This is a genomic window from Bacillus sp. CH_70, from assembly GCF_038007045.1.
Lineage (GTDB): Bacteria > Bacillota > Bacilli > Bacillales > Bacillaceae_G > Bacillus_A > Bacillus_A cereus.
On sequence record NZ_JBBOWL010000002.1, the window covers coordinates 259,826 to 284,884 of the forward strand.

The following is a 25,059-nucleotide window of genomic DNA, read 5'->3' on the forward strand; positions in this document are numbered from 1 at the left end:
AAATAATAAATGGCAAGATAAATTTTATTGGAAAATTACTTAGTATATCTTAAACACGATAAGATAGAATATAGGAATATTTCCTGTATTCTTTTTTTGGAGGAGGAAGAGTTTATGAACCATAATCGCATTCGAAAAATAGATGGCACAGATATCACACTCGAAATACAAGAAATAATGTTAAAGTACTTAAAGAAAGTCTTTAAAAATTTACGAAAACTAAAACTCGATGACTTGACTCCGAATCCTCTTTTGATGAAATTGGTAGGGACGGCTGCTGAATTAAACACGGCACAAGATTTAGTAGAATATATGCTCAATGCTCGAATTGAACGCTCCACTAGCACTGGCTTTGGTATGACCATTCAAAAAATAGCAACTGTTTTTTGTGAAAAAACAGGAGTAGAAGGGGCAGACATTTCAATTGTAAAACCCAATGAATTTGGAGTGCCTGTCCGATGGTATATACAAATGAAATCAGGACCAAACACTGTTAATAAAGATATCTGTATTCAAATTAGCAGTGACTTACAATCCGCCGTAAGACGTGCGCCGGGTTCTGCAGGGCTTCTGGGTATTACATATGGGAAAGCTGACCGCGTAAGTGGAGTTACCCAGCAATACTTGAGTTTTGATTTCGAAGCAGGACGTGATTTTTGGGAGTTTATTTCGAATGATCCCGAATGTTATAGGAAACTATGGTATCTTACCATTTCCATTGCTGAGAGTTTCAAAGACGAAGGTGGGCTTACACTTAAGGAATTAATAGAAATGAAACGTGAAGAACTAACTGACCAATTCGTGTATAAATATGGAGAATCTGGTGGGGGAATGTGGAATGGATTTTTGGAAGAAAATATGTAATTTTAATAAATCCTGGTGTTCGATATTTAAGAATATAAAAAGGATGTGTTTTTATGGCAAAGGGTCAAATTTACGATATTACTGGAAATGTGATTACAAACAATGATTTGCAAAATAAAGGTGCATGGTGTGCTCATGGGGAAAGAAAAGAAAATATTTTTGTTAGAAACTATGGTAATATTTTAGGATTAGTTATAAATCCTGAAAAGAAATCAAATATATATGCTCCTGATTTATCTGATTTTAGAGGTGCTGAATTAGCAGATTTAAAAACTCAAAATACCCCGTTTTTCACTGCTGAAAAATATGGCTGTAACCCACAATATACAGTTACTTTTAACAAGAAGGACGCAGAAAGGTATAGAAATGAATACTCTGATATAGATATATTTTTTTGGGTCGATTGGATAGCTGTTAGATACTTTAAGAAGAGCACTAATAAATGGTATTCGGATACAGATGTCCAAGTTGAACCGATGTATGGAGTTTGGAAAGTCTCATTTAAAGATTTAGATGAAATTATTAAAACCGCTCCTTATCATGCTTATAATGATAGAGTAAATGACACACAAGGTAATGCTAAAGGTAGTTATTTAATAAATTTATGTGATGACCGTATTTTGAAAGTAATTTAATATCTTGTTGCCATAAAAAATATTTGGATATATTCGAGTAAGTAGAAAAGACCAAAATATTGATAGTTACCTTAATTGTCAACAGAGCTTGAAAATTCCGCATTTATGAACGATTAAGTGGTTATTTAGGCAGGGTAAATTCCTGCTTTTTTCTTTTCCTGTAGACGATAAAATTCGCCCTTAATATTAAACGTAATCGCATGTTGTAAAAGACAATCCCAAATAGCTGTTGCTAATACATCATTGCCAAAAACTTTTGCCTTATGAAATTTTTTTAGGTTTATGTGTTTAATTTCTAATATCAATAAATAAATAAATAAATAAATAAAATCTTCATTCAATATAGTATTGACTAAGCCTCTTTGGTCATGATAAGTATCAGGTAAATATTTCTGTAAATTTATCAATATCATCAATTTTATTACAAATAATAATTTTACATTTTCTGCTAATTTTATTTTTGAAACTAAAAGGGATATAATTTTGGAGGTTATATTTGTCTAAAAAGATTAATGGATAAACAAAATGTTGAAGAATAAAGAAATAGAAGAGATAGACCAAATATAGAGACGATAAAACGTTTAAAGTTATTTCTGTAACCTTACAAGTTTTACTACTGGACCGATTCTATGTTCTGTGTTATACTACTTCTAGGATTTTAGACTCGGAGGTAAGATATATGAACTGTATTAGTTTTTTTGCAGGTGCAGGTGGACTAGATATGGGGATTCACGAAGCTGGTTTTGATGTACGAGTTTCTGTGGAGCTTGAATCTATATACTGTGAAACATTGCGATTAAATCACCCTGATTGGAATGTAGTAGAGGGTGATATTATGACATATACAAAAGAACAAGTATTGGAACAAGCGAATTTGCATGATGGTGAAGTAGATTTGATGATTGGTGGCAGTCCATGTCAATCCTTTAGTACAGCGGGAAAGCGTCAAGCCTTTTCAGATCCACGTGGACAAGCGATGTTGAAGTTTGCAGAGCTTGTTCGAGATATTCGACCGAAAGCTTTTATGATTGAGAATGTTCGAGGTTTATTATCTGCAGCTTTAAAGCATCGACCATTAAGTGAAAGAGGAAAAGATGATTTGCCACTTACGGAGGAAGAGCAGCCAGGAAGTGCATTGGCATATTTATTACAACAATTTGAAGGGTATACTATTCAAGAACCTACCCTATTAAATGCAGCGAATTATGGGGTACCTCAAAAACGTGAGCGTGTATTTATTGTAGGGATTCGCAACGATTTAGGTAAAACATTTGTATTTCCTGAGCCTACACATAATGAAAAAGGAACGGATGGAAAGAAGCCGTGGGTTACAGTGGGAAAAGTGTTAAAAGAAATTGAAATAAAAGAGCATCGCTTTCAGGCGTATTCTCCAGAGCGATTAAAATATATGAAGATGATTCCAACAGGTGGTGGGAATTGGCGTGACCTTCCAGAAGACGTAGTAAAAGATGCTATGGGAGGAGCCTATACGAGTGGAGGAGGAAAAGTTGGGTTCTTTCGTCGATTAAATATAGATAAGCCGTCTCCGACTTTACTAACATCACCAGCTCAAAAGAGTACCAACTTAGGACATCCATTTGAAAATCGTCCATTGAGCCTTGAAGAGTATTTAGCTATTCAGGAGTTCCCAAATAATTATTGTGTAGCAGGTACATTGATGAAGCAATATACACAAATTGGAAATGCAGTACCTGTTCGCTTAGCAAAAATTTTAGGTAATGCAATTCGACATACATTAGAAGTGTAAAAAGTCATAGATATACTATGGCTTTTTATTTTTTTTCTTGTGGAATAATGGAATTATGCAATTTATGGATGTAAAGGGAGAGAAAGAAAATGAATGATCAGACAAAGCAACGGATACGCGAACACTTATCTACAGTTATGGAACGTCTCATACAGAAAAGAACGGTTGACGAACCATTTTCAGAGGTTGACATTGAGACCATGTATATGATGAAAAAGGTTATTTTAATAAAATATTAAAAAACATTTCTATTTATTTAGTGACCTATAGTAATGTGAATATATTTATTGGTATAATATTCAAAAAGTGCAAGTTATATTGCTTGAACAACTGGTAAAGGTGGAGGATTTTTTTGAATGATTTTTTATTAAGGCTTAGTATATTGGTCATTTTTACTATTTTTACAATAATAGTATCAGGTGTTCGATTTAAAAGTAAAATGAGCAAGAATACACTAGCTGATATAGGGATTTGGTTGTTTACCATATTAGGAATACTCTTATTAATAACTGCAGTTATGATGCCTTTTAGGATAAGGGACTATTTTAAATCAAAAATAGAGGATTATCATACTATAGCTGATTTGGGGCCAATAGGGGATTTTATAGGAGGAACCACTGTTGCATTCTTAACTGCAGCTAGTGTCGTTTTACTACTAGCTACTATTATCATGCAGCGTAAAGAGATTAAAATTAGTCAGCAAAGTATTGAAGAATTGGTTAAACAAACCGAAGCATCAGTAAAACAAGCTGAAGAAGCAAGGAAAGAAACTCAAATAACTAATGATACGATGAAAAAACAACAATTTGAAACAACTTTTTTTAATATGCTTAACCTACTTCAACAAATAGTTAATAATATGAGAGTAACAAATCGTCCTGATGATGGTGAAAAATATGAATATATAGGCAGAGAAGTGATTAAGTGGTTAAAGACAGCTTACGAAGAACAATATACTTTGAAGCATCCTAGTATTGATTATATTAGTCAGGCGGAGCTAGATGTATTGTATAAACAATTTCATGATAATTTTGGAAATGACATTGGTCATTATATGAGATTTAACTATAGAATTGTAAAATTTATAGAAAATAATATAGTAAATGATGAGAATGAGCAGATAAAAATAAAAAAAGAGACGGAGCGTGAAACAATAATAGGAGATAAAAGATATTACTTTGGTATGCTACGTGCCCAATGGTCAAATGCTGAATTTGAATTAATCCTAATTAATTCGCTGTACAGCAAGAATCATAAGTTTAAAGATTTGATATTGAAGCATGATGTATTAGATATTGAGGATAAGGAAAATAATACGACTCCTGACATTTTTAAACTTAAAGAAAGTATGGACAAGTTCAAGGCATATAAAAATTTGATTGAAGTTAATAAAAATTAACAGTCATCTACATCTAACGCTATTAAAGAAGGGGTATTTGGGGAATTGCAGGGTTTATAACTCACGAGATAGGGTTGAATATATTAAGCATCAATGGTATTGGTGGAGATGATTGGAAAATTTGTGGGTAATTTAGCTAAATTGTTTATACAGAAGTTAATTTAAACTATTGGGTTTCAATTATTAAAGCTACTGTTAGGAAAGAATATTGAGAGTTATAATTGAATGGAAATTCAGTTTGTTTTATAATAACATTAAGAAATTTTTTCCTTTTTTACTTATTCAATAATGACCATAAACCTTTCGGGTTTACGTTTAATTACAGGTATGTGTATATAAAATACACGTTACTTTGTGAGACGAATATATTCCTGAAAGGTTTTTTGCGCGTTTAAGGAATAAGACGGGTGATTCACTAATAGTGCGTGAGAGAATGACTTGATTTTTCATAGAGAAGGAAAAACGTATTAATAAACTTATAACATCTATATAATATAATACGAGGTGATAAAATGTCATATATTTATTCTGAATCTTGGACCGAGCAACAAATATTCGATGTAGCAGAAGAGCTTGTTGGAAAAAAACTTGGTGATTTAGATAAATCAGGTTGGTTAAAAAAGAAAAAAGATAAAGGTAATATTGGAAATATGATTCAATCTGATTTTTTCGGAATTCCAGCAAACTCAATAAAAGGTGCTGATTTCGAACATCATCACATCGAATTGAAAGTAACACCAATTCTTAAGAAAGTAAAGGCTGGATACAGTTCAAAAGAGCGTCTTGTATTAGGAATGATTAACTATATGGAAGATTATCAAATTCCTTTTGAAGAAAGTATTGTAAACAAAAAGGCACAAAATATGCTTTTGGTTTTTTACCTTCATGAGGAAAATAAGCCCGTTGAAGAATTCAAGATTATTAAGACAGCTCGTTTTCAGTTGCCCAAATCTGATGAAGCGCAAGTACGATTAGATTATCAAACAATAGTTGATAACATTCAGAAAGGAAAAGCGCATGAAATTAGTGAGAAACAACAGAAAATAATGGGAGCATGCACAAAAGGGCAAGGTAAAGGAAAGGACTGGGTTGCCCAACCGTGCTCTACAGAACAAGCAAAATCGCGGGCATACTCTTATAAGGTTGGCTATATGTCTGCTTATTTTAGAAATCTAATGACACCTGAACAGATTGAACATATTCATATTCCGCCTCAAAAAAGCTTTCTTGATACGGTTACTGAAACTTTAGATAAATATGTCGGTAAAACGGGTGAAGAAATTCAATTTGAATTACAAAAAGCAGTAAACGGTAAAAGTAGTATATTTAATTTAATTGGTTTCATGTTTGGGACTAAAGGGGATAATCTGAATCATACAGAGGAATTTTTGAAAGAAGGATATGCGATAAAAACAGTTCGCAACAGACTAGCTAGTGGTAAAAATCAAGATATGTCATTTCCAAATATTGATTTTACTGAAATATCAAATGACGAGTTTGAGGAATCTACTTGGAATGGTTGGTTTGCAGAAACAAAATATATACTAACTGTATGGGATGAATATGAAGTGGGAAAAAACAGATTTAAAGGTTATACGATTTGGATCCCTGATGATGCACTAATAAAGCAAGCATCAGAACTTTATTATCAAATTAAAAATATGCTTAATACGGATTCCGTAAGAGTAGACATTGATGAAACAGTAGGAAAACATGGGAGATGGTCTGATAATTTACCTGGAGGAAAGGCAGACTATCCACCATTTCAAATTCGCCCGAAAGGTTCAGGTGAAAGTATATTTGTAATATTACCAACTGGGTTAAAAGTAAAGAAAAAAGCCTTATACATTAATAAAGAATATATAAGAAAAATTGTTGGGTTAAATCAATAGAGAATATAGGCTAGCAACAACACTTTGATAACAAAAAAATTAAAAAAGCCTTTAATTATGGTTTAGCTATCATTAAAGTATTGGTTTGAAAAATGAATGTAACTCAAGCTAGAGTTGTAGTTTCTATAGGATAATTTAAAAGAGTAGTCTTCTTCAATAAAAAATTCTAATGTATTTTACTGAGGATTGTTATTGAAAGTACATTCAGTTTACTTAATAATGGTACTAAGAAAATTTTTCCTTTTTGACAACTTCAAAATGACCACAAACCTTTCGGGTTTACGATTCATTACAAGGAAGTGTATAGAACATATACGCTAATTTGTGATACGAATGTATTCCTGAGAGTTTTTTTGCGTTGTAGGAAGTAGACGAGTAATGTACGAATAAGGATGTGATGAAATGTCTTGATTTTTCAAGAATTGTAGTAAGGTAATAAGAGATTTAAATTTTAAAATATGCAAAAGGTTGAAGAAGGATATTATTTCATAACTTATGATAAAACACCCATTGAGAAAAAGGTTGTATGAAAGAATAAGGAGATTCTAAAGCGTTTACACGTTTGGATTTTCTTATTCTTTTTTATTAAGAAGGATGAGTGATGAGTTTATAAAAAGGAGTGAACCGTAGTGAGTAATAAAATACAAAATATTATAGATAGATTGGCATTAAATAGTGATTTGTCACAATTAACGGAGGAAGAAAAACGTCAATATTATTATTTTGTATGTCGTAAGTACGGACTAGACCCATTCACAAACCCTTTTGCTTTTTTTAGGTTTCGAGATAGTAATAAACTACAGCTGTATGCACGAAAAAACTGTTCGGATCAGTTACGGAAGATACATGGCATTGATGCTGAGATCGTACATCGTGGTCAGATAGAGACGGCAGTTTACGTAGAAGTAAAGGTTACAGATAAAAGTGGACGGAAAGATACAGCTATGGGTACGGTTCCTATTAGTACGGAAGATGGAAGGAAACTGAGTCCAGTTCAGTTAGCTCATGCACTTATGATGTGTGAAACCAAGGCCAAGAGACGAGCGACATTGTCACTTTATGGTTTAGCCATGATGGAGGAAACAGAAGTAGATACACTTCCTGGTGTAGAACGCTTTGATATACAATTAACCACAGCAAATCTCAATCTATCTTTGCAGTCTAAACAATCTCAAAACCTGCACTCTGCCAGGGTACAAGAGCTACTAACAAAACAAGAACAAACCAAGGAAGAAAAGATTGTGAAAAGAATTGATTCTTTTCACATGATTGGGAAGGTCATAAAGGTGCATAAAAAAATTTATGCAGACAGGAAATATACTAATTATCATATAGAGTTTGTCGTGAAAGATGAAAGCAAGAAGCCTACGGTTATGATGAAATATGACATCACAGCAACTGGAACTGATACGACGGCTATAAAACTAGGTACGATGAAGGAAGGAATCTATGGATACGAAAACAGAACAAGGTCTTTTGTTACAAAAATGGACTCCTTATATTCATTTCAGAGGCATATTGGTGGGAGCACAAAAGAAAAGAAACACAACAGCATCAGAGTTTTTGTATGTCATTCAAATGAAGGATGAAAACGGTCATGTAGTTGAGGTTTTTGTCTTACATCAATTCGTAAATGAATTTGAACAATTATTTCAGGAACATAAGCTAAAAAAATATTTCGTTAGTTGCTTTGCTTGAGAAAACAAGTAATGGATATGTATTGATTAAGTACAACATCTGATAATGATATGGAAGACCAAATGAAATATTGCCGTACTTTCTGTTCATTTAGATTCTTTTCGTCTATACTGGAGTAATATATCGAAAGGATGTTCGTGAAATATGATAAATGTTATAGAACTATTTGCAGGAGTGGGCGGATTTAGAATCGGATTAGAGAAAATGAACCACTTTCAAGTCGTATGGGGAAACCAGTGGGAACCTTCAAAAAAGGCACAAGATGCTTTTCATTGTTATGCACAACGATTTCAGGATAAGGGTATCCATTGTAATAAGGATATTGCTACTGTAACCGACGAAGAGATTCAAAAAATAGATGCAGAAATGATTGTAGGCGGTTTTCCGTGCCAAGATTATTCAGTTGCGCGTAGCTTATCTGGAGAAAAGGGCATACAAGGAAAAAAAGGCGTATTATTTTGGGAAATTAAGAGATTAGTAAATATAAAACGTCCTAAGTACGTGCTGCTCGAGAATGTAGACCGATTATTAAAGTCACCATCTAAACAAAGAGGTAGAGATTTTTCTGTAATGTTAGCTACGTTTAGAGATTTAGGCTATCATGTAGAATGGCGTGTCATTAATGCAGCTGAGTATGCACAAGCACAAAGAAGGCGTCGTATTTTTATTTTTGCGTATCGAAATGACATACCTTATGTGATTACGCATAAGGATGAGACAGATTATAGTTTATTGCATCATAAGGGCTTCTTCGCTATTCCATTTCCTGTACAAGCGGAATCCTCACCAAAACACCCAGCTAAAGAGCTTGAGTTACCGCTTGATATTGTTGATGTATCCGATAATTTTTCAGCAGGGTACTGGAATGCTGGGATTATGAGAGAAGGAAGGATATATACAGCGCAACTTATACCGATTGAAGAAACTCCTATCCCATTAGGATCTATATTAGAAAAAAATGTAGATGATAACTATTACTTAAGTGAGACGGCTATCGAAAAATTTGAGTATTTAAAAGGTCCTAAAAAAATCGAAAGAACCGCAGCAAATGGTCATAAATATATCTTTGCTGAGGGTGGTATGGCATTCCCAGAATTGCTAGATAAACCTGGCAGAACAATGCTAACAAGTGAAGCGAGTATAAATCGAAGCACGCATGTAGTAAAAGATGAAAAAGGATTTCGATTTTTAACTCCGATTGAGTGTGAACGACTAAATGGCTTCCCGGATGATTGGACTAATACAGGTATGTCCAATCGAATGCGGTATTTCTGTATGGGAAATGCGCTAGTTGTAGGGTTAATTGAGCGTATGGCCAAAAGGGTATATGAAATAGATAGTATAGTTGAAAAACAACAAGAGATTAAATTTGAGGAGATGGTATAAGCCATCTCTTTTATTGTTACTACGTATGTAGATTTAAAACCTGTAGACCATGGATTAGCTATTACTGAATTATCTTATACGGCAAATACAATAAATAAAACCATGCATATTTGTAATACAAATCACCTTAAATGGGACTAATTTATCATTTTAGCCAAGAAGACTCCTTCCTCAAGGAACGCGAAGTGAGTAGGTGGGAGATGAATTGGCTTCGGACAAGGGATGGCAGGAAGCCATCTTAATTGTTCGACATACAGAAAGTGTTACTTTACTATCCATCGAATGTACGTTCGGTATATAATAGTCATATACCGAAATGGAGGTGAATCAAATGATAATTAATAAAGCCTTTAAGTTTCGTATCTATCCAAATCAAGCACAAGCAATTCTAATTAATAAAACGATAGGTTGTTCTCGCTTTGTATTCAATCATTTCCTATCCCTATGGGATCACGTATATAAAGAAACTGGAAAAGGTTTAACATATGGTACATGCTCTGCCAAACTTCCTGCCATGAAGAAAGAGTTTGTTTGGCTCAAAGAAGTGGATAGTATTGCGATTCAGTCGTCTGTTCGCAACCTGGCGGATTCGTATACACGCTTTTTCAAAAAACAAAATAGTGCCCCGCGTTTCAAATCCAAGAAGAATAACGTACAATCTTATACCACAAAACAAACAAATGAAAACATTGCCGTTGTAGGAAATAAAATAAAATTGCCAAAACTAGGTCTTGTTCGATTTGCCAAAAGCCGCGAAGTAGAGGGACGTATTGTAAATGTGACTGTTAGACGAAACCCTTCTGGCAGATACTTTGTGTCATTATTAGTCGAAACAGAAGTACAAGAACTTCCGAAAACAAGTTCGTACATTGGAATGGATGCAGGACTAAAAGATTTTGCCATTTTGTCAGATGGAACACCCTATAAAAACCCGAAGTTTTTCCGATCATTAGAAGGTAAGTTGGCAAAAGCACAGCGTGTTCTTTCTAGAAGAATGAAAGGATCTTCTCGCTGGAATAAACAACGAGTAAAAGTAGCTAGAATCCATGAATACATGGTAAACGCTAGAAAAGATTACTTAGACAAAATCTCAACTGAAATCATCAAAAACCACGATGTTATCGGTATAGAGGATTTGCAAGTATCGAATATGTTAAAAAATCGTAAGTTAGCAAAAGCAATTAGTGAAGTATCTTGGTCACAGTTTCGAACCATGTTGGAATACAAAGCAAAATGGTATGGCAAACAAGTCATTGTTGTATCGAAAACATTTGCTTCCAGCCAATTATGTTCTTGTTGTGGATATCAAAACAAAGACGTTAAAAATCTAAACCTACGTAAATGGGACTGTCCTTCTTGTCGTACACACCATGATAGGGATATTAACGCAAGTATCAATATAAAGAATGAAGCAATAAGGCTTCTAACCGCAAGGACTGCGGGGTTAGCCTAATTAATTAGAGTTCGATAGAACTCTTTACTTAGGAATCCTCCATTTCTAAACGAAGTGAAAGTGGGGGTAGTTCAATTGTAAGGGTGATTTATAAATGTAATCATAATATGTGATTCGTGGAAATGGACAGATTAAAAGGTCAGAAATATAGGATAAGAAAAAAAGAATCTATGCGTAATAAACTAACAAGATGGCTCTAACCTAAAGCGAGCAAAATTAGCTTAAAGGCTTTTGATATGAAGGAAAAAAAGCAGCAAGCTGCTTATGTGATAAAAAAGTAGCAGAAGAAAATCCAATAGCATTCAACGAGCAAACTTTGGAGTTAGTAAACCATTTGTGGCTGAAGGGATTAATACGGGGATTGAAAATTTGAATGTACAACTTGTTCTCAAGGCAATGGAAATAGCATTAGAAAAGAATGCGCCTAAGGTGAACGTAAACGTTTAGAACAAGTATTAGCTAAATATCGAAAAGAAGCTTAAGTCAAATGGGGTTTTCTTCCTTAAAAGAGCTGTTCCATTGTTATACCTAAGAACCCCTCCTAAATATCAAGGAGGGGTTCTTAGGTATAATCTCGTTTGGATTCGAATTAGCGACTGCCACCTTAACAAGGTGGCAGTCTTTTTGATACATTACGGCTGGTTCGACTTATGTAAATATACGCTAGTAACGCACCTTAATGAACGTAGAAAACACCGCCTATTACGGGCGGTCGCATTTTTATATAGCTCAATTTCTTTTTATTTTTTCCTTTATGTATTTTATATTTTTAATAGTTTTATGAATCATTATAGGTATTAGAATGATCATTATAGTACAATAGAATACATTCCAAGCCGTACTAATATACGTATCGTTGAGTCCTTTTATATTTAGCCAGTAATCCACCACCATCCCACCGAATAAAAGTGATAAACATAATGTGCTGGCATCTTTTCCTTTGTTCCCAAGAAAAATAATGAAAAACAAGAAAAAGAGAGCAATAGGTAAATTGATATCATCAAAAATCATCATAGCAATCACCACCTTTCAAAAAGAATATTAATGCTAATTATATTCTATTATACGCAGGAGATTCCCAGTATTTTGTAACGAATTTAGAGGTTTTTTTATAATCAAAGTGATCGAATGTAATTTTTTCTAAGTCATCACGAATTATTTGTATTTAGCCAGATCCCTAATTTATTGCCGCATGTATCAGTTAGTTCAGCCCACCAAATAAAAATGACCTTATGAATTTCTTTTTTTAATGTTGTTGTTGTTGTTGTTGTTGTTGTTGTTGTTGTTTTGAGTAATTTTACTTTATTGGTTTTTAAAAGAAATTATTGTTATATTTAGCATCCCAATGTTATTATTACTTTGGGTTATCGAAATGTCAATTTATTAAGTTATTAGGATTTTTAATTAAAACGCTAAATAAATACATAGAATGTGAGGGAACTTTAGAATGTCTGATTTTTTGTCTTTAATTAGTTTTTTAGGAGCAATTGTCCTATTCATTATGGGTATAATGTCCCTTTTAAAAAGAAAAGGTAATCAGAAGAAATGGTTTGGATTAACTATAGGCTGTTTAATTTTATGGGTGGTGTGTGCTCAATATACTGACGAAAATTCTACTGGTAAAGAGAAGAGGGAACAAGTAGTCTCTGCTAAAGATAAAGAAACAATTGAAACTGAAAAAACAGCTGAAATAAAAAAAGAAGAAACCATGTATTTCAAATTAGAGAATATTGCATACGAAAAAGACAAAGATATTGTTACCGTTAATGCGAATACTAATATACCAGAAGGTACAACAGTTGGTGTTTCAATCGAAGATGAAACAACAAAAGAGCATTATGGAGGAAATGTGCCTGTTAAAGATGGTAAAATTCATATTGAACTAGGAGATTATGAGTTTATAGTAAATGGAAGCTATAAAGTAACTGCTACTATGTATGTCGATAGTGCAAATAATCAAGAATTTCATCAAAAATATGGAAATTATAAAGATATTCAAAAGAAAGTGGCTGTAGAGAATGGAGAAATAAAAGAATCTTCTTTTGATGCTAAAAATTACGAAATTAGGTTTAACAGATTAGGCGAGCTGGAGATAGCAAATGCTTATACTAAAGAAGAATCGGATAAAAAATCAAGAGAGAAACAGAAGCAAGAAGCTAAACAAATTCGTTATGCAGAATTTAAGAAAAAACCTGATAAATTTAAAATGGAATTTGTAAAGTATCAAGGTGAGATATTGCAAATAATGGAAAGTGGAAACTCTACAATTATACGATTAGCTGTTACAAAAGAGTCCTATGGCTATAATTCTAATGATATCATCTATGTCACTTATGATGGCACGACGCAATTTGTTGATAAAGATATAGTTACAGTATATGGAAGGGTAATGGGGTCTCATACATATGAATCAACAGCTAATTATAAAATTACGCTACCTCATATTGAAGCAAAAATTATAGAATAAGAGTTAGATATCGCATTTAAAAGAGCATTCATGAGATTGCTCTTTTTTTGTATGCATCCTTCCTTCTTCAAATGCAATGTTGTTATCGCCTCATCTCACACGATACGGTGAATAGAAAATATTCGAGACAAAACGGGAATTTAATACATTTTATCTAATAAAACTACCTCGATGAATTGCAAGAGAAAGGTAAATTAGAGTGTGTAATTGAACATATAGTGTTACATCGGTTACACAAAATTAATAAAATTCTTCCTATATTATTTGCTTACAAATGAACTGGAGAAGGAACATATTTAGAGAGCAGGCTTAAACATGCTGTTTTCTTTAAAAATATTTATATAAAAATATATGGTGCAATCTTCCTATATTAATTGTTAAAGCGGAGGATATATTTGGAATTTATATCAGGAGAAGTTATTCATTTAAGATAATGAATTAATGTGAATTTTGTTTAAGAAAACTTTGAATTGGATGGAGGAATGTGTTTTGATGAGTTGTATAATCTCATATTTAGACCCGAAGATACATAATCGAGATGAGGAACTGCTATTCTCAGAGTACACTTATTGAGATGATGAGAAAAATGGGAGGATTTTGAAAACTAAAGTTTCAAAGGAGGACTTCCTTTTTTATAAAAGTATAGAAAATATCCTATGTATTACTGCATTATATAAGATGTAAAAAATTAGATATTTATAAAGCGGCTGCCGTTCCTAAGGTTCGCTTTTATGATTTACGTCATACTCATGCAACGCTACTACAAGATAAGAATGTGAATGTGAAAATTATTTCTGAGATATTAAAAGTTATAGTAACATCAAAATCACATTAAATACTTCCTGTCGTGTGCTGTGAACGATGCAAGAGCATACAATTAACATAATTGAATAGATTTTGTAGGTAATGTAATCATTGGTGTTATAAAATATGAGGGTAATCAAATAAACCGCCATCCTGTCAGGGTGGCGGTTTATTTGATTACTCTTCTTCTTGCATTAAAAATTTCCAAAAACGTTTTAATTCTTCACGCTTTTGGGATGGTGCAAATTTTATATCTTTTAGCCATTGATCTAGTTCTATTTTGTTTCCGTCCTCTGTAACATTAAAATCTCGCCCTAAAAGAAAATCAGTAGATACATTAAAGTAATCTGCTATACGTATCAAGGTATTGTAATCAGGTTGACGTTCATTCCGTTCGTACATACCAATTGTACTTTCACTTAACTGAAGCGAGTGAGCAAGTTCTTTTTGCGTAATTCCTCTTTTTTTTCTTAAATCACGAATTATATTTCCAAACGTTTTCATTCTATCACCTGATAATATATTAACACAATATGTGTTAATATATTAAAATTTTTAAAAGTTGAAAATTAGAATCTATTGACAACACAAAGTGTGCAGTTTATATTTTAAGTAACAACACGAAATGTGGTTTTAGGGGGAGAAGACATGAATTATGAAAGAGTGGCCAAAAATCTAATTAATTTAAGAAAGGAAAAATCCAGAGAAGAAGTCGCAAAGGCTGTGGGGATCAGTGTTAGTACATTGCAAATGTATGAAAATGGTCAGAGAATTCCACGGGATAATATAAAAATAAAATTAGCGAATTTTTATGGTGTTACAGTCCAAACAATTTTTTTTGATTCAGAACAACACGAAGTGTGTTTAAAAATATTTGATTTTTAAGATTATGTATTGATTTTTAAGAAATGTAAGTTTAGAAAGAGTTTTAGGCAATTTTACATAAGAATATAATATTTTTATCACTATATATAAATTATAGGAGTGTATTTACATGAACATGAAAACATTTGAAATGCGTGAAACACGTTTAGCAGAACTACTAGGTGCAAAAGTACTATGGGAATTTATCAGTGCCGTCACAGAGGAAATTGAAAAGCAGGAATTAGGGTCTACACCAGGTTTGTTAGAAGATCTATTCATACATGTGAAAGAAACCATCCAAATTCAAAATATGAATCAACGCATAACAAAAGCCCCTGTAAAAACAGAGGCTGGTAGTATAGATAAAGAGACATTATATATAGAAGCATATGTAGAATTAATTAATCATAAGTTTGTTATTTCTGAATTAGCTGTAGAACTTTCATCTGTTCTAAAAGAATTAAATTGTTTTGTTCAATCATCTTTGCCACAGCTTCAAAATGAGCTTGATTCTCAAGAACCTCAATCTGCTTCTCTTTAGGGAGTGATTGAAGTATCTCTTTTATTTCTTTACACTCGTATATATTATTCTCCGAGTCTTCGATTAATTTATTACGACGATTGGTGTATTCAAGTGCACCTAAAGTCGCTAATGCCCGAGGATCTAAACCTAGAATTTCCATGTATTCCTCTCCTTTCCTCTACAATAATTCGATAGGGGAAAGGAGAATCCTTTAATGATTTAGTAGAGTCTTTATATAGTTAGTGAGCATGTTATCTAGTAGGAATGTAGTAGGAATCTGCTTAAAACTCCTTAAAAATAATGAGAAGAAAGGAGAAATTATTAGATTACACTCTTTTTCCTTAAGAAATCTTCATATGGAATGGGATATGAATGAATAGAAAAACGAAATTAAAGAGATTTTTAACCGTTAAAATTATAGAGAATATTAAGAGGTTATCAGGCAATATGTCTTAAAGTGTTTAAGAGTAGGAAGATATGTATCACTCGTTAATTAAAAAGTAAAAAATTAGACATTAGAATAGGGAGAAGTGTCTAAGTAAGTTGCTTTTATAGATGAAATAGTGGGGCGTATGAAATTAAAACATGTTAAAGCAAATATAAGAGTGATCTCGATAGGTTAGGCTTAGAAAGTGGCTATTGAATTCGAAGAAGTTAAAATGTGAAAAGTTTCACTTATGTTAACCTGAATATCTATTACTTATTTACTCCATATAAAAAAGCAGCTGCACAAAAGTACAGCTAGTCTTCTTCACAAATTTATATGGCTTTAATGACGAATTGAGATTGAGGTATATATAGTAATTGAGCTGCTAAGGAAGTTGTTGTGTTAGCAAATGGATATGCTTCCTTATAAAGAAATTTACTATACACTATTTCATTCATTTCAAAGGTTGTATACAGTTTTTTAAGGATTTTTTGAGAAATTTTATTTGTACAAGCAGCAATAAAATCATAATCTCTTTTACTTATTTCTTGAATGGCATGTGAAAGAAGGGTAGTGACTATACCACTTCCCATCCAATCTGGATGACAAGCGCCCATATCTAGATAGACCAATTTTTCTTTATCTAAATGAGAAAACTCAATAGATTCTGTCTCTAATGTATCTAAAAGTTGAAAAATAGGTTCCATTTGCGGGCATAGTTCAATCGCTTTCTCTGTATCTATTAGTGGTTGGGTTACTTTTTTTGTTAAAAGAACTCCAACAATTTGAAAATTTTCTATTGCTACAAATGACATGGCTTGAGATACAGCTTGTTTCATCATTTCTTCGCACATTTTGTGAAAAGGAGCAAAAGGAATTTGTAAACTGCTTACAAGAGGTTCATTATTCACAAAAGAATGTGCAAGTAAATGTGCTGCATCTTTCACGTGGTGTGTATCAAGTAGCTCTATATTCATATGTTTTTCCTCTTTCCTGATATAGTTAATAGTAATTAAAAGGATTAAAAATTTTATTTAATTTAGTTAAGTTTAACTATTAAAGCGCTAACAAATATGATTATTAAACATATGAATAAATCTGTTTAGTAGCAATCGAAATATGTTCATAAAGAAATGCTACGACCTCATCTAAACATTCAACAGTTGTATATGGGGAGATAGAAAAGAATTTTAATGTAGAAATCGGATTTCTATCACAACTGTTTATTGCGTCTACTACACATGAGCGAGTTGTATCGCCTAAAAATATTTGATCGCGATTTTTTCCTAGATAATTAAATAGTTCTATATTTAACTGATTTGTATCCTCAATTTCTTCTTTTGTTGCAAGACCTATTCGTTCTTTTTCCCAATTTTCTTGGCCATCTCCATTCATATAGAACCGAAAGGTTGTAATTGGTCCATATGTAAAATCATTTGTAATTGCGACTTGAGGGAGGGCCTTGCGCAACTTCTCTCTAAATAATAGATTTACACGAATATAATTTGCTAATAATTTTTGATATCCTTCAATTCCAAGGGCTAATAGATTGATATACATTGGAATAGCACTACCAGATCGTGAACATTCTAAGGTATAGCCTGTATGATAACTTCCATATGACCTATTACCAAGATAAGGTGTGTCATCTTGTTCAATGTCCATCAGTTGTAAATCAGTATGATTTTTTACGATTAAAATACTTGAAGCATAAGGTGTTTGTCCTAATTTATGAAAATCAAAACATACACTATCAGCAAGTGCCATATATTGCATTTTATCTTGTACGTATAGTAAAGCATTTTTTAAGTTAGGTTCAAATGAAAGTGGATTTTCTTCGAAATTATAATTATTAAAGAAACTATAGAATCCACCCATTGCAGAGTCCGCATGGATATAAATAGGTTTTAATTTATATTTTTTTTGTATTGCTTCAGCGCTCTCTTTAATTTTTTTTATATCATCAATGGTAAAAGTATCTGTTGACCCCATAGTAGCTAGAATATAAAGGGGGATACCACCATTATTAATAACTTGTACCATCTTTGCCTCTAAATCATCTATATCCATAGAATTTGAATAAGGATCAGTTTTCACTTTAATTAAGTGATTTGATCCAATGCCAGTTGCTTCAGCTGACTTTAATAAACTATAATGTGCATTTTCAGAAGCAAAGCAATAAACATTTTGTGGAGCACCATGTTCTTTTGCTGATGGGAATTGTTTAGAAATTGCTAAACGTAAGCTCGAAAATACACAACCTTGTCCACCCCATGTTGTATAACCACCGCTATTATGCGGATTATAACCAATCTGTTTTGAAAGCATGGATACAACTTTTACTTCTGCTTCAGCTGCCCCTGGGCCATAGACATCCCAAACGCCATTACCATTTAAAAGTGCCATGGTTAGTATACCCAGTAGTGATGGAATACTTGGTAGTGGTACAGCATTAGACAAGTAGTATTTATTTGGATAAGGATGGCCATTCATAAATTGGTTTAGCTCTTCTATAACCTCAGACATAGTGATTCCATCTAGTGGTATATGACTTTGGTGAATTAAGCTATTATAGTATCCTTCTGATTTTTCCTCACATTTACCTAAAGTAGCTCGCTCTTCATTTTTTAATCGGTCAAGATTTTTAATTATTTTCTGCATAGATTCTAATAAAAGTTGTTGTTTTTCTTCATTTCCGTCAACGCTCGGAAATAATTTTAAAATATCTTGCATGCAGTCACTTCTCCTTGTGAAAAACTGGATTTTTATTTTACTTGGTTAAACATAAGGGTATAATAATTTGTAATTTCCCTTTTGAATACTTAGAAATGAGGAGCTATTTAGAAAAAAATGTAATTCTATAGAAAATTATATGAACTATGGAATTTAAAGTAAAGAAAAATTTTTTGATTTATTTTAAAAAAAGTAATTGTGAGATAATGAAGTTTCTAAAAATGTTTCTGAATTAATTGTTTATTTGGTTTGCATGATGTCCTAGCATGTATTCAACTAATGTAGTAGATAATTTAATATAATGTAGAACTATTATAAGGTAGTTGAATATAAGGGCTCAACTACCGTATAAACTGTGGATATTGTTGGAAAAAGAGAAGAATAGGGTGGAAGTGTTAAAGATATGTTCTAGTGGAGAAGAAGTAGTAGCATGGATTTGGTAGAAAAATCAGCATAATTTTTTATGGAAGAATAAGCACTTGATTAAAGTAGTTTAATGAATTCAATTTCATTATCTAATAATAATGGACGAATTAAATGTGAAGAGTTTTCTTTAACTTGATTAGAATTTTTTGTACCAGGAATAGCAATTGAAACGGCTGGGTGAAGGAGGAAAGGATGAGAATAGATCCACCAGATAAAGTAATAAAATATAATCATGTACATTTATATGATGAGAATAAAAATCCATTAGATGTAAATATGAGTATAGTAGATGCTAAAAGTCCAGATGCTCATATTCCATATAAAAAGTAAGAATTGAGGTCGAAAATGAACGTACAGAGAATACAAGCAGAATTTGAAAAGTTACGCTATTGTGATGCATGGGTTACTAAATTAGTATGCGACTATTTTGGTGATGAGGTACACCTAACATATAAGGATGAAAATGACGACGTAGATTTTCAATTTAGCGGTTGCTATAGAATAGATTTCAAACATAGCATGGGGTATGTAAAGGAAAAACCAATAAAAACATTTACATATGAACAGTTACCATATTTTCTTCATGATATTGAAATTGGTGAAGTAGAAAAAGAGGGCTTGAAATTATATACCTGTAATATAATTATGCCTCCTATGAAATTAGAAATATGGTGTAAGGATATAAAAATTGAAAGATAAGTATTATAATGAAAAACTATCCAATACTTGTGGAAAATTCACAAGTATTGGATGTAAAAAACACCAGAATTTCTCACAGGTTTCAATATGGGAATAAATCTTGCAAATGCATTTACGGACTGAGCTAATAGAATAGCAAGCCATAAGATTGATATTCCAGCTGCGAGAAATATTGATAACATTGATTTATGTAATGTGTTATATGATCCGGGTGTTCCAACGGAAAAAAACGCTGAGTTTATAGCGGGCTAAAAGTCTGCTAATCAATTCATGACAACATCCATAGACTTTGTTTCTATACTGAGATGAAATGGAGAGGATATTTATTATAGAAACAATCCAATTAGATAACGGAAATTTACAAGTAAAGAGATAATGCATAAAATATTGAAAAATAAATTAGGTCTACCGAATTATTATGGAGAGAATGCTGATGCGTTGTGGGATTGGTTAACAGCATGGGTTACTCTTCCTTTAACAATAGAATGGGAGTTTTTTAAAGATAGTAAGAATATGTTAGGCCGCAGAAGCGGATTTGATTTTAGAAACATTTCAAGATGCTCAAGAAGAAATGATAGGTGAATTCTATATTGTTGTAAAATAATGAAAAGAGCCTTAGGTAAACATAAAACCGTGGGGATATTTAATTTCTGCGGTTTTTATTATATCAATTTCGATGATTTTAATTTTAAAAATTAATTTTTTGTTGATAGGAGTTTGTATATGAAAGTAAAATGTATAAAAAATTCAGGAGATACATTTTCAGAGGGGTTATTAAAACAAGAATATAATCGAAATTCGATAATAAATTTAGAAATCTATAAGGAATATGTGGTTTATGGTATTAGTTCATTGGGTGGAGAATTAGACTATCTAATCTTAGGTGAAGATGAAAACCTGCCTTCATGGTACCCAGCTGAATTGTTTGAAGTATCTAATCCTTTACAGCCTTTAGAATGGTATTTTGCAGATCATAAACAAAGTAAAGCGACAACAATAGAATATATATGGGATTATAAAGAATTAGCTTTAAATGATAGACACGCTCTTGGTTTAATGGAAAGAGTAAATAAAGATATTGAAATATTTTTAAAGCGTAAAGCTGAAATTGATGAATTTGAGGAATTGTAATAGTAAATGAATGAAGTGATCAACCTATAAAAAACGTAGGAATTAAATATTTCTACGTTTTTTGTACATAACATTTAAATAAATAACTTATTTTTTGAAAAAGTTGAAAGATGGTATTTATGTTGCCGCGAATATCTATTACAATGTACCCTATATGAAAAAAGGTAGCTGCAAGTGCAACTACCTTTTCACATAAACATTATTATGCACATAACACTTTTAGCGTAGACTTGCGCTTAAGGGTACTTGGGAATAAACTATGAAATTGTTACCATAAGTACCGTGTCTTGAAAATGAGGAAGAAATTGAACCGTTCCAACTTTTGTAGGTAGATCCAGATGTATCGGCTCTTAGAAGTACGTTTGAAAAGCTAGCCTGGCTAAAAGAATTACGTCCAGCATCTTCAACACCCTGAACCATTTTTACTGGTTCGTATTGAGAAAATGAGCCATATACAGGCTGATTTGCATATCTAGGGCTTCCATTTACATACATAGTAACCGTACCATTTCCGTTATTAATTATTTTAAGGTTTACCCGATCACCATCTTTAATTGATGTATCATATTGTGTGTTCCAATACTTACTGTTTTGACCTGATTCATTATATCCTGAATTAAGAAATACTTTATATCCACTTGGTGTTTTTGAAATGCCACCCTCAACTTTAGATGCTCCAATACCTAAATACCAATTCACATATCCATCTTTAACAACAACTGATTTTGGTAGATTTATATCACCTGCAATCCCAGTATAGGTACTATTTGTAACACTTTTTACAGCACCTTCTGTAGCTGCAAAACTAGTAGTTGAAAACATTGATAGAGAAATTAGAAGTGAACCAACTAGATACATCATTTTTTTCTTACTTTTTCTTAATACTTGATTCATTTTAGATCCCCCATATTTTAAATTATTAAATTGTATGGAAAGTTGGCCAACTAACTACAACTTACAAACTAAAGATATATCAGGTTTCATTTAATGTATATATTTTCCTGTTAGAAGTCATCGAAACGTCAAATATATTTGTTTTTTCGTATTTATTAATATAGGTGGAGTTGACAGATTAAAGTAGTATGTCTATTTAAATGTAAGAAGATTTTGTTAAAAATCCTATAAAAACCTATAAATGTATTGAGGATAATATGTACTATGATTCATTTAGGAGAGAAAAATATGGAATGAATATAGTGGGATCTATCAAAGAGTATATCTGAAATGTTTATAAATAGATTAAATTCAAAGGAAATAAATGAATCGTTTGTCTTAAGGAATTCATTGAAATAGTCCGTAGATGAAGGGAAATATATGATTTATAAGACATGGATTTCCTATATAAAAGAAGAAAGGGGATCCAGCTATGGGAATTACAAATACAAAATCAAAGTTAGATAATGCAGCTATTGAAGGGGCTATAGAGGCATTAAAAGGTGAAAATGAATGTTTACGTATGGAAATAGATTATTTAAAAAAGTTAAAGGTTTTAGTTGAAAAAGAGAAGGAATTCCAGAACAAGACAAAGCAAAAGTAATTTATCTTATGAAATTTGAAAGTATGGAACATATTAAGATAGTATTAGATAATTATCTAGGTCATTACAATCGCAAAAGAATCAAAGTACAGTTAAAAGGAATGAGTCCAGTACAATACCGGACTCACATTCAGATGGTCGCTTAATTTTTGTTTAACTCTTTGGGGCCAGTTCATCATAGGTGATTGAATAATGTTGGCTTGCTAAGATTAGTGATTGTTATTCTTTAACTGATCTTAAATTACGTTAGTTTAAGTATTGAGAGTAAAAGAATAGGAATAGAAAAATTAATGTTTTGCTAAATAATCTATTAAAGAAACTTAAAGGAATAACAAGTTCTCCTATTGTAAGGATTTTAAGTTTATCCTTATTTAGTCCTTTTATTAATTCTTTTAATGTTTGGAAGTTTATTTTATTAACGAAAGACCAACTTGGCACAGCTTTTGTATCTGAACCTATTTTGAAAACGATATGAATACTATGTGCATGAAAACCGCTTATTATTAAAATAAGCATAAATCCTAAAATAATGAACCAAGTCATTTTTCAACACCTCCTTTGAGTATCTAATATTAAGATATTAAAACCGTTGAGAAAGTGTGCTGTTGTCCATGAAAAATATTGAGAATTTGTTGAGGGAATATTGAAAATGTTGCAATGCGATTGATTGTAGGAGAGTTAGAGTTAATAATGCTTGTCAGATTATATGCGTGAAAAAAGGAAATAGGAAAGAGAACAGTTGCGTAGACTGTTCTCTTAAGGAGCGGAAGTGCTGAACATTTTCAATGACAATGATTCAAGCCTTCCGTTAATAGTATGTGTATATATTTATCATTTTAGCCAAGAAGATTCCTTCCTCAAGGAGTGTGTGAAGGGCAACAGCCCAGGAGTAGGTGGGAGATGAATTGGCTTCGAACAAGGGATGGCAGGAAGCCATCTTAATTGTTCGACATATAGAAAGTGTTACTTTACTATCTATCGAATGTACGTTTGGTTTATAATAGTTATATACCGAAATGGAGGTGAATGAAATGATGATTAATAAAGCCTATAAGTTTCGTATCTATCCAAATCAAGCACAAGCAATTCTAATCAACAAAACGATTGGTTGTTCCCGCTTTGTATTCAATCATTTCCTATCCTTATGGGATCACGCATACAAAGAGACAGGGCAAGGCTTGACCTATGGTACATGCTCTGCCAAACTCCCTGCCATGAAGAAAGAGTTTGTTTGGCTCAAAGAAGTGGATAGTATTGCGATTCAGTCGTCTGTTCGCAACCTTGCGGATGCTTATACGCGCTTTTTCAAAAAACAAAACAGCGCCCCGCGCTTTAAATCTAAGAAGAACAACGTACAATCTTATACCACAAAACAAACAAATGAAAATATTGCCGTTGTAGGGAACAAAATAAAGTTGCCGAAACTAGGCCTTGTTCGATGTGCCAAAAGTCGTGAAGTAGAGGGACGTATTGTAAGTGCCACTGTTAGACGAAGCCCTTCTGGCAGATATTTTGTGTCACTATTAGTTGAAACAGAAGTACAAGAACTTCCGAAAACACATTCTTACATTGGAATAGATGTAGGACTAAAAGATTTCGCTATTTTGTCAGATGGAAAACCCTATAAAAATCCGAAGTTTTTCCGATCATTGGAAGATAAGTTGGCGAAAGCACAGCGTGTTCTTTCTAGAAGAATGAAAGGATCTTCTCGCTGGAATAAACAACGAGTCAAGTTAGCTAGAATTCATGAATACATATCAAATGCTAGAAAAGATTACTTGGATAAAATCTCAACTGACATCATCAAAAACCACGATGTGATCGGTATAGAGGATTTGCAAGTATTGAATATGTTAAAGAATCATAAGTTAGCAAAAGCAATTAGTGAGGTATCATGGTCACAATTTCGAACTATGTTGGAATATAAAGCAAAATGGTATGGCAAACAAGTCATTGTCGTATCGAAAACATTTGCTTCCAGCCAATTATGTTCTTGTTGTGGATATCAAAATAAAGACGTTAAAAATTTAAACCTACGTGAATGGGACTGTCCTTCTTGTCGTATACACCATGATAGGGATATTAACGCAAGTATCAATATAAAGAATGAAGCGATAAGGCTTCTAACCGCAAGGACTGCGGGGTTAGCCTAATCAATTAGAGTTCGATAGAACTCTTTACTTAGGAATCCCTCACTTCTAAACAAAGTGAAAGTGGGGGTAGTTCAAAATTCATACAAGAAAGGCAGCTATAAAAAATAGCCGCCTTGCCTCAGGGAGAATTCAAGAAAATTAGAGATTCATTATGGATACAGATTGGCTATTACCAATTTATTTATATTATTAGCAGGGGT

The 25,059-nt window shown here is 32.5% G+C and carries 24 protein-coding genes and 5 pseudogenes; 21 read left to right on the top strand and 8 right to left on the bottom strand.

Going from position 1 to position 25,059, the window contains the following annotated elements; all coding sequences use genetic code 11:
- The first annotated feature begins 114 nt into the window (after positions 1–114).
- Both N2V79_RS28275 and N2V79_RS28280 read left to right on the top strand, forming a co-directional pair.
- On the top strand, positions 115–864 hold the full coding sequence (locus N2V79_RS28275) for a PmeII family type II restriction endonuclease (protein WP_213747227.1): 750 nt from the start codon (positions 115–117) through the stop codon (positions 862–864).
- Between the two features lie 53 nt (positions 865–917).
- Complete coding sequence (locus N2V79_RS28280) at positions 918–1,499, top strand: hypothetical protein (protein ID WP_340720464.1); 582 nt, start codon at positions 918–920, stop codon at positions 1,497–1,499.
- A gap of 125 nt (positions 1,500–1,624) precedes the next feature.
- On the opposite strand, the pseudogene N2V79_RS28285 reads toward N2V79_RS28280, so the two are convergent.
- A pseudogene (locus N2V79_RS28285) lies at positions 1,625–1,756 on the bottom strand (ATP-binding protein); the annotation flags it as partial.
- 422 nt (positions 1,757–2,178) lie between these two features.
- Here N2V79_RS28285 and N2V79_RS28290 point away from each other — a divergent pair.
- The 8 genes and pseudogenes from N2V79_RS28290 to N2V79_RS28325 all read left to right on the top strand — a co-directional run.
- On the top strand, positions 2,179–3,267 hold the full coding sequence (locus N2V79_RS28290; RefSeq protein WP_213747228.1) for a DNA cytosine methyltransferase: 1,089 nt from the start codon (positions 2,179–2,181) through the stop codon (positions 3,265–3,267).
- Between the two features lie 89 nt (positions 3,268–3,356).
- Positions 3,357–3,506 carry a hypothetical protein gene (locus N2V79_RS28295; RefSeq protein WP_250159888.1) on the top strand — a complete coding sequence of 50 codons (150 nt, stop codon included), beginning with the start codon at positions 3,357–3,359 and terminating at the stop codon, positions 3,504–3,506.
- 113 nt (positions 3,507–3,619) lie between these two features.
- Positions 3,620–4,666, top strand: a complete 1,047-nt coding sequence (locus N2V79_RS28300) for a putative phage abortive infection protein (protein WP_250159889.1) — start codon at positions 3,620–3,622, stop codon at positions 4,664–4,666.
- A 512-nt stretch (positions 4,667–5,178) separates the two neighbouring features.
- Positions 5,179–6,558: a Sau3AI family type II restriction endonuclease gene (locus N2V79_RS28305; protein ID WP_213747229.1), complete on the top strand. Its 1,380-nt coding sequence runs from the start codon at positions 5,179–5,181 to the stop codon at positions 6,556–6,558.
- A 629-nt stretch (positions 6,559–7,187) separates the two neighbouring features.
- A complete protein-coding gene (locus tag N2V79_RS28310; RefSeq protein ID WP_340720465.1) occupies positions 7,188–8,147 on the top strand; it encodes a hypothetical protein in 960 nt (319 codons plus the stop codon).
- 253 nt (positions 8,148–8,400) lie between these two features.
- Entirely contained in the window at positions 8,401–9,642 is a 1,242-nt protein-coding gene (dcm, locus tag N2V79_RS28315; RefSeq protein ID WP_340720466.1) for a DNA (cytosine-5-)-methyltransferase, read from the top strand.
- A gap of 331 nt (positions 9,643–9,973) precedes the next feature.
- Entirely contained in the window at positions 9,974–11,095 is a 1,122-nt protein-coding gene (tnpB, locus tag N2V79_RS28320; protein ID WP_340720467.1) for an IS200/IS605 family element RNA-guided endonuclease TnpB, read from the top strand.
- 244 nt (positions 11,096–11,339) lie between these two features.
- A pseudogene (locus N2V79_RS28325) lies at positions 11,340–11,530 on the top strand (DnaD domain-containing protein); the annotation flags it as partial.
- A 294-nt stretch (positions 11,531–11,824) separates the two neighbouring features.
- Here N2V79_RS28325 and N2V79_RS28330 read toward each other — a convergent pair.
- Positions 11,825–12,109 carry a hypothetical protein gene (locus tag N2V79_RS28330; RefSeq protein ID WP_340720468.1) on the bottom strand — a complete coding sequence of 95 codons (285 nt, stop codon included), beginning with the start codon at positions 12,107–12,109 and terminating at the stop codon, positions 11,825–11,827.
- A gap of 433 nt (positions 12,110–12,542) precedes the next feature.
- On the opposite strand from N2V79_RS28330, the gene N2V79_RS28335 reads away from it, so the two are divergent.
- Both N2V79_RS28335 and N2V79_RS29305 read left to right on the top strand, forming a co-directional pair.
- The gene (locus tag N2V79_RS28335; protein WP_340720469.1) at positions 12,543–13,562 is read left to right on the top strand and encodes a hypothetical protein; all 1,020 of its coding nucleotides are present in this window, start codon (positions 12,543–12,545) and stop codon (positions 13,560–13,562) included.
- Positions 13,563–14,256: 694 nt separating this feature from the next.
- A pseudogene (locus N2V79_RS29305) lies at positions 14,257–14,420 on the top strand (site-specific integrase); the annotation flags it as partial.
- Between the two features lie 123 nt (positions 14,421–14,543).
- Here N2V79_RS29305 and N2V79_RS28340 read toward each other — a convergent pair.
- The gene (locus N2V79_RS28340) at positions 14,544–14,870 is read right to left on the bottom strand and encodes a helix-turn-helix domain-containing protein (RefSeq protein ID WP_340720470.1); all 327 of its coding nucleotides are present in this window, start codon (positions 14,868–14,870) and stop codon (positions 14,544–14,546) included.
- 144 nt (positions 14,871–15,014) lie between these two features.
- Between N2V79_RS28340 and N2V79_RS28345 the strand changes: the two genes are divergently transcribed.
- Entirely contained in the window at positions 15,015–15,251 is a 237-nt protein-coding gene (locus N2V79_RS28345) for a helix-turn-helix domain-containing protein (RefSeq protein WP_340720471.1), read from the top strand.
- Between the two features lie 109 nt (positions 15,252–15,360).
- Positions 15,361–15,771 (top strand): hypothetical protein, encoded by a 411-nt coding sequence (locus N2V79_RS28350; RefSeq protein WP_340720472.1) that lies wholly within the window; start codon positions 15,361–15,363, stop codon positions 15,769–15,771.
- Positions 15,772–16,512: 741 nt separating this feature from the next.
- Here N2V79_RS28350 and N2V79_RS28355 read toward each other — a convergent pair.
- The 3 genes and pseudogenes from N2V79_RS28355 to N2V79_RS28365 all read right to left on the bottom strand — a co-directional run.
- On the bottom strand, positions 16,513–17,157 hold the full coding sequence (locus N2V79_RS28355) for a hypothetical protein (RefSeq protein WP_098612317.1): 645 nt from the start codon (positions 17,155–17,157) through the stop codon (positions 16,513–16,515).
- Between the two features lie 103 nt (positions 17,158–17,260).
- The gene (locus N2V79_RS28360; protein WP_340720473.1) at positions 17,261–18,913 is read right to left on the bottom strand and encodes a pyridoxal phosphate-dependent decarboxylase family protein; all 1,653 of its coding nucleotides are present in this window, start codon (positions 18,911–18,913) and stop codon (positions 17,261–17,263) included.
- Positions 18,914–19,396: 483 nt separating this feature from the next.
- Positions 19,397–19,525 (bottom strand): annotated as a pseudogene (locus N2V79_RS28365) (aldo/keto reductase); the annotation flags it as partial.
- A gap of 6 nt (positions 19,526–19,531) precedes the next feature.
- On the opposite strand from N2V79_RS28365, the gene N2V79_RS28370 reads away from it, so the two are divergent.
- From N2V79_RS28370 to N2V79_RS28385, 4 genes and pseudogenes are all read left to right on the top strand, one after another.
- Complete coding sequence (locus N2V79_RS28370) at positions 19,532–19,669, top strand: hypothetical protein (protein WP_340720547.1); 138 nt, start codon at positions 19,532–19,534, stop codon at positions 19,667–19,669.
- Positions 19,670–19,684: 15 nt separating this feature from the next.
- Positions 19,685–20,038, top strand: a complete 354-nt coding sequence (locus N2V79_RS28375) for a hypothetical protein (protein ID WP_340720474.1) — start codon at positions 19,685–19,687, stop codon at positions 20,036–20,038.
- Between the two features lie 328 nt (positions 20,039–20,366).
- Positions 20,367–20,642, top strand: a pseudogene (locus N2V79_RS28380) (barstar family protein).
- A gap of 119 nt (positions 20,643–20,761) precedes the next feature.
- Entirely contained in the window at positions 20,762–21,169 is a 408-nt protein-coding gene (locus N2V79_RS28385) for a hypothetical protein (RefSeq protein ID WP_340720475.1), read from the top strand.
- 219 nt (positions 21,170–21,388) lie between these two features.
- Here the strand turns inward: N2V79_RS28385 and N2V79_RS28390 are convergent, their stop codons facing one another.
- Positions 21,389–22,063 (bottom strand): hypothetical protein, encoded by a 675-nt coding sequence (locus tag N2V79_RS28390; RefSeq protein ID WP_340720476.1) that lies wholly within the window; start codon positions 22,061–22,063, stop codon positions 21,389–21,391.
- A gap of 472 nt (positions 22,064–22,535) precedes the next feature.
- On the opposite strand from N2V79_RS28390, the gene N2V79_RS28395 reads away from it, so the two are divergent.
- Both N2V79_RS28395 and N2V79_RS28400 read left to right on the top strand, forming a co-directional pair.
- Positions 22,536–22,706 (top strand): hypothetical protein, encoded by a 171-nt coding sequence (locus tag N2V79_RS28395; protein WP_167754534.1) that lies wholly within the window; start codon positions 22,536–22,538, stop codon positions 22,704–22,706.
- Between the two features lie 23 nt (positions 22,707–22,729).
- Positions 22,730–22,852, top strand: coding sequence for an IS3 family transposase (locus tag N2V79_RS28400; RefSeq protein WP_170966131.1), 123 nt, complete (start codon positions 22,730–22,732; stop codon positions 22,850–22,852).
- A gap of 100 nt (positions 22,853–22,952) precedes the next feature.
- On the opposite strand, the gene N2V79_RS28405 is transcribed toward N2V79_RS28400, so the two are convergent.
- Positions 22,953–23,249, bottom strand: coding sequence for a hypothetical protein (locus tag N2V79_RS28405; protein WP_050844914.1), 297 nt, complete (start codon positions 23,247–23,249; stop codon positions 22,953–22,955).
- A 488-nt stretch (positions 23,250–23,737) separates the two neighbouring features.
- On the opposite strand from N2V79_RS28405, the gene tnpB (N2V79_RS28410) reads away from it, so the two are divergent.
- Entirely contained in the window at positions 23,738–24,859 is a 1,122-nt protein-coding gene (gene tnpB / locus N2V79_RS28410; protein WP_340720540.1) for an IS200/IS605 family element RNA-guided endonuclease TnpB, read from the top strand.
- Positions 24,860–25,059 lie beyond the last annotated feature (200 nt).

Excerpts from the sequence above, each read along its gene's own strand:
- tnpB (WP_340720467.1), top strand. The coding sequence starts at position 9,974 with ATGATAATTAATAAAGCCTTTAAGTTTCGTATCTATCCAAATCAAGCA.
- N2V79_RS28355 (WP_098612317.1), bottom strand. The coding sequence starts at position 17,157 with ATGAATATAGAGCTACTTGATACACACCACGTGAAAGATGCAGCACAT.
- N2V79_RS28375 (WP_340720474.1), top strand. The coding sequence starts at position 19,685 with ATGAACGTACAGAGAATACAAGCAGAATTTGAAAAGTTACGCTATTGT.
- N2V79_RS28290 (WP_213747228.1), top strand. The coding sequence starts at position 2,179 with ATGAACTGTATTAGTTTTTTTGCAGGTGCAGGTGGACTAGATATGGGG.
- N2V79_RS28390 (WP_340720476.1), bottom strand. The coding sequence starts at position 22,063 with ATGAATCAAGTATTAAGAAAAAGTAAGAAAAAAATGATGTATCTAGTT.
- N2V79_RS28350 (WP_340720472.1), top strand. The coding sequence starts at position 15,361 with ATGAACATGAAAACATTTGAAATGCGTGAAACACGTTTAGCAGAACTA.
- N2V79_RS28385 (WP_340720475.1), top strand. The coding sequence starts at position 20,762 with ATGAAAGTAAAATGTATAAAAAATTCAGGAGATACATTTTCAGAGGGG.
- N2V79_RS28305 (WP_213747229.1), top strand. The coding sequence starts at position 5,179 with ATGTCATATATTTATTCTGAATCTTGGACCGAGCAACAAATATTCGAT.
- N2V79_RS28335 (WP_340720469.1), top strand. The coding sequence starts at position 12,543 with ATGTCTGATTTTTTGTCTTTAATTAGTTTTTTAGGAGCAATTGTCCTA.
- N2V79_RS28345 (WP_340720471.1), top strand. The coding sequence starts at position 15,015 with ATGAATTATGAAAGAGTGGCCAAAAATCTAATTAATTTAAGAAAGGAA.
- N2V79_RS28275 (WP_213747227.1), top strand. The coding sequence starts at position 115 with ATGAACCATAATCGCATTCGAAAAATAGATGGCACAGATATCACACTC.
- N2V79_RS28330 (WP_340720468.1), bottom strand. The coding sequence starts at position 12,109 with ATGATGATTTTTGATGATATCAATTTACCTATTGCTCTCTTTTTCTTG.
- N2V79_RS28395 (WP_167754534.1), top strand. The coding sequence starts at position 22,536 with ATGGGAATTACAAATACAAAATCAAAGTTAGATAATGCAGCTATTGAA.
- N2V79_RS28370 (WP_340720547.1), top strand. The coding sequence starts at position 19,532 with ATGAGAATAGATCCACCAGATAAAGTAATAAAATATAATCATGTACAT.
- N2V79_RS28295 (WP_250159888.1), top strand. The coding sequence starts at position 3,357 with ATGAATGATCAGACAAAGCAACGGATACGCGAACACTTATCTACAGTT.
- tnpB (WP_340720540.1), top strand. The coding sequence starts at position 23,738 with ATGATGATTAATAAAGCCTATAAGTTTCGTATCTATCCAAATCAAGCA.
- N2V79_RS28340 (WP_340720470.1), bottom strand. The coding sequence starts at position 14,870 with ATGAAAACGTTTGGAAATATAATTCGTGATTTAAGAAAAAAAAGAGGA.
- N2V79_RS28400 (WP_170966131.1), top strand. The coding sequence starts at position 22,730 with ATGGAACATATTAAGATAGTATTAGATAATTATCTAGGTCATTACAAT.
- N2V79_RS28405 (WP_050844914.1), bottom strand. The coding sequence starts at position 23,249 with ATGACTTGGTTCATTATTTTAGGATTTATGCTTATTTTAATAATAAGC.
- N2V79_RS28280 (WP_340720464.1), top strand. The coding sequence starts at position 918 with ATGGCAAAGGGTCAAATTTACGATATTACTGGAAATGTGATTACAAAC.
- dcm (WP_340720466.1), top strand. The coding sequence starts at position 8,401 with ATGATAAATGTTATAGAACTATTTGCAGGAGTGGGCGGATTTAGAATC.
- N2V79_RS28360 (WP_340720473.1), bottom strand. The coding sequence starts at position 18,913 with ATGCAAGATATTTTAAAATTATTTCCGAGCGTTGACGGAAATGAAGAA.